General features: G+C 36.0%; 6 protein-coding genes and 2 pseudogenes. 7 read left to right on the top strand and 1 reads right to left on the bottom strand.

Annotated features, from left to right (window positions below; translation table 11 throughout):
• Positions 1-279: 279 nt before the first annotated feature.
• Positions 280-780: a CarD family transcriptional regulator gene (locus tag KQI69_RS04530; RefSeq protein WP_216564145.1), complete on the bottom strand. Its 501-nt coding sequence runs from the start codon at positions 778-780 to the stop codon at positions 280-282.
• Positions 781-1726: 946 nt separating this feature from the next.
• Here KQI69_RS04530 and KQI69_RS04535 point away from each other — a divergent pair.
• The 7 genes and pseudogenes from KQI69_RS04535 to KQI69_RS10400 form a co-directional block, all read left to right on the top strand.
• A complete protein-coding gene (locus tag KQI69_RS04535) occupies positions 1727-4129 on the top strand; it encodes a GH36-type glycosyl hydrolase domain-containing protein (RefSeq protein ID WP_216564146.1) in 2403 nt (800 codons plus the stop codon).
• 383 nt (positions 4130-4512) lie between these two features.
• A complete protein-coding gene (gene queD, locus KQI69_RS04540) occupies positions 4513-4932 on the top strand; it encodes a 6-carboxytetrahydropterin synthase QueD (RefSeq protein WP_216564154.1) in 420 nt (139 codons plus the stop codon).
• Positions 4933-5006: 74 nt separating this feature from the next.
• On the top strand, positions 5007-5669 hold the full coding sequence (queE, locus tag KQI69_RS04545) for a putative 7-carboxy-7-deazaguanine synthase QueE (RefSeq protein ID WP_216564148.1): 663 nt from the start codon (positions 5007-5009) through the stop codon (positions 5667-5669).
• Between the two features lie 213 nt (positions 5670-5882).
• Positions 5883-6458, top strand: coding sequence for a GTP cyclohydrolase I FolE (gene folE, locus KQI69_RS04550; RefSeq protein ID WP_216564150.1), 576 nt, complete (start codon positions 5883-5885; stop codon positions 6456-6458).
• 470 nt (positions 6459-6928) lie between these two features.
• Positions 6929-8170: pseudogene (gene iscB, locus KQI69_RS04560) on the top strand (RNA-guided endonuclease IscB).
• 55 nt (positions 8171-8225) lie between these two features.
• Positions 8226-8909, top strand: coding sequence for a 7-cyano-7-deazaguanine synthase QueC (gene queC / locus KQI69_RS04565; protein WP_216564153.1), 684 nt, complete (start codon positions 8226-8228; stop codon positions 8907-8909).
• Positions 8910-9062: 153 nt separating this feature from the next.
• Positions 9063-9218, top strand: a pseudogene (locus KQI69_RS10400) (NADPH-dependent 7-cyano-7-deazaguanine reductase QueF); the annotation flags it as partial.

The raw sequence follows: 9218 nt of genomic DNA on the forward strand, positions 1-9218 counted from the left end.
GAGGGGTACAAGCCCCTTCTGATATGTATGCTGCTATAGCAGCTATGTGATAGCAGCTGATAGTGTTATGAGCAAGTAGCCAAGCGGATTGCGATTATCCGCTTGGCTTAAGATAAATAGGGAATGCGAAACTTAGGTTTGCGCTGCGAATTTTTGTACAGCATATACAATATCAACACAAGGCACACTCTCGCAGACTGATACTCGTTAATATGTATATGTTGCACAAATAAAATATAGTTTATTGAACTTTCACAAACATAAAAAATATCTTGGTATTTATACATTGAGATATTTCATGATAAAAGCAGGGATATTTTCTTCGTCTGTGTCAAGAATATAAGAAAATTCCTGATAAATTTTACGCTCGGCTTCTTTTAAAATTTTTGAGTCGGTCGCAGAAAATTTTTTACAATTATCTTCAAGCTCCTTTTTTCTGATATGAAGTTTGGCTATCAAGGCTACTATCTCTTTTGTATCACCATTGTAAATTATGTGCATAAAAGCATCTTTTCTAAGTGTCGAATTATCTATCCATTCTATATTGTCAATTGATACTGATTTGATAAGTTCAATTATCTCGTCTTTTGTTGGCATTTTTTTAAGAACTATCTTGTCACTATCAACAGGAACAAAGAGTGTAGATTTAATCTTTGCATATAAAGGATGCATTACATAGTATGTACGCTTTTTAGAGCTGTCAAATCGTTCAGTACGTACATCATCAATTTTACAGACTCCCTCAGAAGGATGAAGTACAACATTTCCGGTTTCAAACATGATTTTCCACCAATACCTATTCTGTACTGTGAGCAAATAAATAGAATTGAAACCACAGTGCAAATTCCAATTCTAAAACAACAAAAATATTGAGTTGTTTTGTAAATGTCTATATACATATTTTAACAGAAAAAAATATTTTTTGTAAGTTTTTTTTATTTTCTTTACTTAAAAACGAGGTGTTATCTTGCAAAATTCAATTATTACAGTATTAGTTTTGCAGATAAGTCTGTAAGTTGGCATCATGTATTTGTGTGAACAGTGACAAAACATCAAAATAGTGTTAAAAAATGCGATAATAGCTGTTGACACTCATTAAAATGCTAACATATAATATAAATTAAAGAAAGATTGTAGCGTGTGATGATGTAATTTTGTGAAATGTTATGGTTTATACTTTATTATATGAACGAAAACTATAAAACATATATCATGATATGCCACATATTATTTAACACTATCAAGGAAGTTCCCTATTTCTATTATGTAGAGCAATAAGTGGGGGTGGGGACTTGCTTGTATCAGGAGGTGTATAAGCCTCTTCTGATATGTATGCTGCTATAGCAGCTAATAGCGTTATGAGCAAGTAGCAAAGCGGATTGCGAATATCCGCTTGACATCGTGAGTTAAGTGCACCAATTTTTGAGTTAAATTATTGAAAACTTTTTTTAAGCGTTTTTTTCAACCGCATATAAAAAAGAAAGATGCATGAAACTCAATAATACATGGCTTTTTTAATGAATATATATTTTTAATAATAAAAATGTAATAGATTTATTCAATTTTTTTACATGTTTATTATATTATATAGAGAATTGCTGTGTTATACTGAGTGAACTTACGTAAGGATTATTAAAGAGAAAATTTTACTGGAAAAAATCTGGGAATCTATATCTGTGGGTTTAAGGATTCTTTGATTTTATCAATCTAAAGGAGGATTTATTAAATGAATTTTGGTTACTTCGATGAAGAAAACAGAGAATATGTCATTACAAAGCCAAATACACCGGCTCCATGGTGTAACTATCTTGGTTCACCAGAGTATGGTGCTATCATTTCAAACAATGCAGGTGGATACAGCTTCGTAAAGAGTGGAGCTAATGGTCGTATCCTTCGTTATCACTTTAACAGTGATGATACACCGGGACGTTATGTTTATCTTAGAGATGATGAAAACGGTGATTACTGGTCAGCTTCATGGCAGCCCGTAGGAAAAGACCTCAATGAATACAAGAGTGAGGTTCATCATGGAACAGCTTACACAAAGATGTTTGCTGAGTATGCAGGTATCAAGTCAGAAGCTATGTATTATGTACCTCTTAATAAGGTATATGAAGTATGGTGCGTAAAGGTTACAAATAACTCAGACAAGCCTAGAAAGATTTCAGTATTCGGATATGCTGAACTTACAAATGATGATAATTACAATCAGGATCAGGTAAATCTTCAGTACACATTATGTACAACAAACACAAGTTTCAGAAAAAATAAGATTTATCAGCAGATAAACCTTAACTGGTACAAAGGTCCTGATGGAAGCAACGGAAAAGAGAGATTTTTCGGTCTTGCAGGACAGCCTGTTACATCTTACAATGGAGATAAGGAAGCGTTTATCGGTCTTTATCATGACTATGGCAATCCAATAGCTGTTGAAAGAGGAAAATGTGACGGAGTATGCAATTACAATGAAAACAGTTGTGGTGCATTACATACTGCGCTTGAAATAGCACCGGGTGAGACAAAGACACTTGCATTTATCCTGGGAAGACATAAAGAGTCTGTTGCAGATGAGATAATCGCTTCATATGAAGATGTTTCAGTATGCGATAAAGAAATCGAAGAATTAAAGAAATACTGGCATTCAAAACTTGAAAACTTCAAGGTAAACACACCAAGCAAGGCATTTAACAGCATGGTAAATACATGGAATGCATACCAGTGCTTCCTTACATTTACATGGTCAAGAGCAGCATCATTCGTTTACTGTGGAGAGCGTAACGGATACGGTTATCGTGATACTGTTCAGGATATTCAGGGGGTTATCCATACAGATCCTGAAGCAGCACTTGAGAAGATTAGATTTATGCTCTCAGCTCAGGTTGACAATGGTGGTGGACTTCCACTTGTCCGTTTCGATCATGATGAGCGTGCCGGTCATGAGGGAACACCGGACGATCCTGATTATGTAAGAGAAACAGGACACCCTGCATATCGTGCAGATGATGCACTCTGGCTTTTTCCAACAGTTTACAAATATGTATCTGAGACAGGAAACCTTGCATTTATGGATGAGGAGATCACATGGTCAAATATCGAGGAGAAAGCAAGTGTTTACGAGCATTTAAAGAGAGCTATCGACTTCTCTATGAACCATCTCGGACCACATGGACTTCCTGCCGGACTTCATGCAGACTGGAATGACTGTTTAAGACTTGGAAAGAACGGAGAATCATCATTCGTTGCAATGCAGCTCTATTATGCATTTACGATTATGCGTAAATTTGCTGAGAAGAAGAATGACACAGAATATATTGCTTATCTTGACAAGACACAGAAAGAAATCGGAGAAAAAATAAATAAACTCTGGTGGGAAGATGACCGTTTCAATCGTGGATTTAAGGAGACAGGAGAACTTATCGGTTCTAAGAAAGATCCTGAAGCAAGTATGTGGTTAAATCCTCAGACATGGTCAGTTATCTCAGGACTTGCAACAAGAGAGCAGGCTGACAAGGCTATGGCATCAGTTGACAGAGAGCTTAACACAGCTTACGGTGCAAAGATAATGGCTCCTTCATATGTAGACCATTACTTCGACGGTGCACTTGCAGGACTTTTCCCACCATCAACAAAAGAAAACGGTGGTATCTTCTCTCAGACACAGGGCTGGCTTATACTTGCGGAAGCACTTTTAGGAAATGGTAACGAAGCATTCAAGTATTTTGAGGAAAGCTCACCATCATCACAGAACGACAAGGCAGAAGTTCGTAAACTTGAGCCATATGTACATGGACAGTACACAGAAGGTGACGAAAGCCCATTCCATGGCCGTTCACATGTACACTGGCTTACAGGAACAGCATCAACATGTATGGTAGGATGCGTAGAGGGTATTTGCGGAATGCGCCCTGACCTTGACGGACTTCGTGTAGCTCCTACAGTACCTTCAGACTGGAAAGAATTCTCATTTGAGAAAAACTTCCGCGGAAAGAAAGTCATCATCAAGGTAGAAAATCCGAATGGAGCACAGAGCGGCTTTAAGGAGTTCTACATCAACGGTGAGAAGCAGGATGACAATTATATCCCTGCTGATAAACTCACAGATGTGACAGAAGTTAAGATGGTAATGTAATTTAACACTATCAAGTAAGTAGCAGAGCGGATTGCGAATATCCGCTTGACAAATAAACAATTGACTTAATTTTACTGATGTGATATAGTAAGTCTTCGTATAGCAGACAGTTCATTAGTACCATCCTGTCTATAAATAAAACTAGGGCTGTATTTAATTAGATATTATCAGGTTATTAGTCGCACTGTAGGTGTGAATGGTAACAATATTTGTATTTTTATATAGAGTGCAAAAGACCGGCTTATAAAAGCGGTCAGAAAATATAGTATCATTAAAGACAGACAGTTTTATGTCTGTCTTTTTTTTATTACTATCAAGCAAGTAGCAGAGTGGATTGCGAATATCCGCTTGATTCTAAGATTAATTTTGTGAGAGGAGAAAAAATGTATTATCTTACAGTAGAAAACAGTTTTGATTCAGCGCATTTTTTACATGGTTATGAGGGCAAATGTTCAAATCTGCATGGACACCGCTGGAGAGTAGTTGTGGATGTTGCCTGCGAGGAGCTTATTGCCGAGGGGCAGCAGAGAGGAATGTGCGTTGATTTTGGTGATTTAAAGAAAGATGTAAAAGAGATTACGGACTTTTATGACCATGCATTTATCGTTGAGGAGGGAACTCTTAAGGAAAAAACGGTTGAGGCACTTAACGAAGAAAATTTCAGGATGATTTTTGTAAAATTCCGTCCGACAGCCGAAAATTTTTCAAAGTTCTTTTTTGAGGAAGTAAAAAAGAAAGGCTACAATGTGAGTAAAGTGTGCGTGTATGAGACACCAAATAATTGTGCCGCATATTCGGAATAAATTTAAAGGTTTGTCGTTCATATCGCATATGTGAACAGTAAAAATAGATAAGCATGGAAACAGGAGGACAAGTGATGAGTTTTAAAGTCGTCGAGATTTTTGAGAGTATTAACGGTGAGGGCATGAGAGCAGGTGAGCTTGCAGTGTTTGTGCGTATGAAAGGCTGCAATCTCTCTTGCAATTACTGTGATACAATGTGGGCAAATAAGCCTGATTGTGAATCTGAGGACATGACAGCACAGCAGATTGTTGACAGAGTGAAAAAATCAGGCATAAAAAATGTGACATTGACAGGCGGCGAGCCGCTTTTACAGAAGGATGCTGACAAACTGCTTGAAGCATTTTCAAAACAAAAGGATATAAGAGTTGAGATTGAGACAAACGGAAGTGTTGACTTAAAGCCGTTTCTTAAATTTGAAAATGTGAGTTTTACAATGGATTATAAACTTCCTGAGAGTGACATGGAAAAATATATGAATATAGATAATTTTGAAATTCTCAGAAAGAAAGATGTTTTAAAATTTGTTGCTTCTTCTGTAAATGACTTAAAGAAAGCAAAAGAAATTATTGAAAAATATGAATTAATAGGAAGAGTAAATATAATATTCAGTCCGGTTTTCGGAAAGATAGAACTGACGGATATAGTTGATTTTCTGAAAGACAATAAGCTTAATGATGTTCGTATGCAGCTTCAGATGCATAAGTTTATATGGAATCCAGAAGAAAGGGGAGTCTAAAGTCTGAAAAAACCATATATGCAAGTTTTTTCAGACACAAGATTTGAGTCAAGCGAAGCATGACTCAAACTTGAAATGTGCAAAGGAAATGCACAGAAAAAGGAAAGTCTGAAAAAGCCATACACGCAAGTTTTTTCAGACACAAGATTTGAGTCAGCGTAGTATGACTCAGAGTTGAAATGTGCAAAAGAAAAGGCACAGAAAGGAGGAAATATGATAGACACAGAGGCGATTAGGGAGCATATCAGGGGGATTCTTGTGGCTCTCGGTGATGATCCTGACAGAGAGGGATTAAAGGAAACACCTGACAGAGTGGCAAGAATGTATGAGGAAGTCTTTGAGGGCATGAATTATACAAATCATGAGATTGCTCAGATGTTCAATAAAACATTTAATGAAGATGCAGGTACGGCAAAGGGCAGTGATGATATGGTTATAGTGAGGGATATAGACATATTCAGCTATTGCGAACATCATCTTGCACTTATGTACGATATGAAAGTGACAGTTGCATATCTTCCGAAAGGAAAAGTTATCGGTCTTAGTAAGATTGCCAGGATTGCTGATATGGTCGGAAAGAGATTGCAGCTTCAGGAAAGAATAGGTTCAGATATAGCTGAGATTTTAAAGGAAATCTTAGATACTGAAGATGTAGCAGTTATAATAGAAGGAACACATAGCTGCATGACTGCAAGAGGAATAAAGAAAAATCAGGCAACAACAAAGACATATAATCTTAGTGGCAGATTTAAGGATGATGTGTGTCTTAATATGAGATTGTTTTCATAAGTAATTGCGAAACTGATTATATACTCTGTTATTTTCACAATTATTTAGTGTATATAGTGTCACTTTGCAACAAAATGTTCAGAAAAGAGAAAGGTCTGAAAAAATTATACATGGAAGTTTTTTAGATGCAAAATTGCAAAATATATTACAACAGGACTAACTGTTAAGTATCAAAATATATAGTTATATGTATATAAACATAGATAAAAGTGGACACATTATGTCTTTTATCTATGGCTTAACAGTAGGTTTCAAGGCTTAGTGACTGCTACTGTGGAAACATATGTTGCAGATATGAACTATGTTATATAGTAAGGTAAAGACACACCTTTAGATGTAATCTTCAGTTTGAAGCTCTGTGAGTGCCAACTAGGAAACAATGCTAATGTCCTGCATTGATAACAGGTAAACACATATCCTCTATATGACTTTGCCAAGAAGAAAAATTCTCCGAAAGGAAGGTGTCAGAAATGACAAACTATGCATTTGTATTAGATGCTGATAAAAACCAGTTAGCACCGACAAAAGAACAAAAAGCATGGTTTCTTATTCGTAAGAAAAGAGCAACATTAGTTAGTAAATATCCAATGGTAATACAATTAAATAAGACTGTTTCTTGATCAGAAATATGTAAAGATGAAATTCGTTGTGGTATTGATGATGGTGGCTTATACACAGGTATTGCTTTAGTCCAGAAATGTCAGACTAAAAACAAAGTGCTGTTTAAAGGTACTATTGAACAGCGTAATGATGTAAAACATCTTATGGAAGCCAGACGAGGCTATAGACATTATCGTCGTTTTCACAAAAGATACAGACCTGCAAGATTTAACAATCGAAGTTCATCTAAAAGAAGCGACAGGATAGCTCCAAGTATCTTACAGAAGCGGCAAGCTACTTTGAGAGTTATAAAACAAATAAATAAATGGATTATTACAACAAGTTACTGGCTTGAAGATGTTGCTATTGACATCAGAGCATTAACAGATGGCTTTAAGTCTTATAGTTGGCAATATCAGAAATCTAACCGGTTAGATGAAAATATTCGAAAGGCTGTGATTATGCGGGATGGATGTAAATGCATGGAATGTGGAAGATCGAATTGTCGATTAGAGGTACATCATATAAAACCACGAAGATTAAACGGTTCTAATACAGTAGGCAACCTTATTACATTGTGCGAGAACTGCCATCAGAAAACAGAGGGTAAGGAAGAATTGTATATGCCACATTTTTTTGATATGCTAAACAGTTCTGATAATAAAAATCTTAATTATGCAAGTCATGTGATGATAGGCAAAAAATGGTTAAGAGAGCAATTATCACAATTAGGAATATTATATCTTACATCAGGTGGAGATACAGCAAATAAAAGAATAGACTGGTGTATTACTAAAAGTCATAGTAATGATGCAATATGTATAACAGATCTACAGCCTGATACCTGTAATATAAAAGATTGGGTTATAAAGCCGATGCGTAGGCAGAGTAAAGCGAAAGCAGATAATGTATTGGGTATTAAACATAGAGACTTAGTTTCTTATACATATAAAAACGGAGAAACACATACCGGATATGTTACAGCGTTATACCCAGAATTAAATGCATTAAATTTTCAAAGTCCAACAAAACATTGTAAAAAAGTAAATGCCAAAAAGTGTAGATTGCTTTGGAAATATAACAAAATTTATTGGTTAGATAATGTGGTATAAACACATTTGTCTATATAGAAATACAAATAGGTATAATAATTTGAGGAGGATTACAATGAAAGCATTAGTGTTATTTAGCGGTGGTGTTGACTCGACAACCTGTCTCGGAATGGCAATAGACAAATACGGTAGTGATAATGTTATCGCATTGTCTATATCATACGGACAGAAGCATACAAAGGAGATTGAAGCATCAAATAAGATTGTGGAATATTACGGAGTTGAACATATCTCACTCGACCTTGAAAAGATATTTGAGTATAGTGACTGCTCGCTTTTATCACATTCAGATGTGGATATACCAAAAGAGTCATATGCAAAACAGCTTGAAAAGACGGACGGAAAGCCGGTGTCAACATATGTGCCTTTTAGAAATGGACTGTTTTTGTCAACGGCGGCAAGTATCGCATTGTCAAAGGACTGTGGAGTTATTTATTATGGTGCTCACGCTGACGATGCGGCAGGCAACGCATATCCTGACTGCTCAGAAAGTTTTAATAATGCCATAAATGATGCCATTTATATAGGAAGCGGAAATCAGCTTAGAGTTGAAGCTCCGTTTGTAAAGCTGACAAAAGCGGAAGTTGTAAAGATAGGACTTGAACTTAATGTGCCATACAAATATACATGGAGCTGCTATGAGGGTGGAGACAAGCCTTGCGGAGTATGTGGAACCTGTATAGACAGGGCAGAAGCGTTCAGGCTTAACGGAGTGAAAGACCCGGCATTGAAAGGTTAAAGTGTGAAATTGATTGTAGACACTGTTGATTGTGCAACTATAAAAACAATTTCGGATAACATTATAGTTACACAATCTATTTATGTTTATGACAGTTTTGCAAGTATATTATATATAGTTAAATGATTAGATTAAAATGGAGGATTATAGGAAATGAGTACAAGAGAACAGGAAGAAAGTATTACACTTTTAGGAAACCAGGGAACTAAATATCCGGATGATTATGCACCGGAGGTTTTGGAGTCGTTTGAAAATAAGCATCCGGGAAATGATTATTATGTTAAGTTTAACTGTTCGGAGTTTACAAGT

Source organism: Eubacterium sp. MSJ-13 (genome assembly GCF_018918235.1).
Taxonomy (GTDB): Bacteria; Bacillota; Clostridia; order Lachnospirales; family Lachnospiraceae; genus Butyribacter.